Source organism: Hymenobacter amundsenii (assembly GCF_002204745.1).
GTDB lineage: Bacteria > Bacteroidota > Bacteroidia > Cytophagales > Hymenobacteraceae > Hymenobacter > Hymenobacter amundsenii.
This window is the reverse complement of the sequence record NZ_NIRR01000103.1, coordinates 1-701: the sequence shown is the minus strand read 5'-3', so window position 1 is coordinate 701 and position 701 is coordinate 1. Positions and strand designations below refer to the sequence as shown.

Sequence of the window (701 nt, the reverse complement as noted above, 5' to 3'; positions counted from 1 at the left end):
CGGCAATCTGGCCGCCGCTCGCCGCTACATGCAGCAGCATTGGGGCATGAAAGCGCTGGACAAGAGCGGCTTTACCCGCCAGCTGCACCGCCTGCACGAGACGCTTAAGCAGCTGTTCTTTAGCGTAGGTCAGCACCTGAAACAGCTCAACACCGAGGCCCGCTACGTCATTGACTCGTTTCCCGTCGCCGTCTGTGACAACGTGCGCATCCGCCGCTCACAGCTGCTGGAGGGCGAGGCCTACCGGGGCTACTCGGCCAGCAAGCGGCGCTACTTCTACGGCTTCAAAGTACAGCTGCTCATGACCCACGACGGGCTGCCGGTCGAGTTCTATATTCATGCCGGCAGCGAGGCCGACATTACGGGCCTCAAAGCGCTAGACCCGCAATTGCCCGAAGGCAGCGTGGTGTATGCCGATGCCGCCTACACCGACTACGCCCTGGAACACGCCTGGTACGAGGCGGAACAGGTAGCGTTGACGGTGGACCGCCGAAAGAACAGCAAGCGGCTGCATGAGCCGTGGCAAAACTTTCTGATTCAGCACTTTCGCAAAGGCGTCGAAACCACCATCAGCCAGATAACGGAGCGCTTCCCCAAGTCCATGCACGCCGTCACGGCGGAAGGATTTGCCCTCAAGCTCCTGCTTTTCGTCTTCACCCACACCCTCGCCCAACTCGGCGCATAGGCCGCAACTTGGGTTA

Annotated in this window: 1 protein-coding gene; it reads left to right on the top strand. The window is 60.8% G+C overall.

The genetic code is table 11. The features are described from left to right. Positions 1-685, top strand: a 685-nt coding sequence (locus CDA63_RS20100) for an IS982 family transposase (protein ID WP_126546996.1), incomplete at its 5' end; no start/stop codon positions are given. Between the last annotated feature and the right edge of the window lie 16 nt (positions 686-701).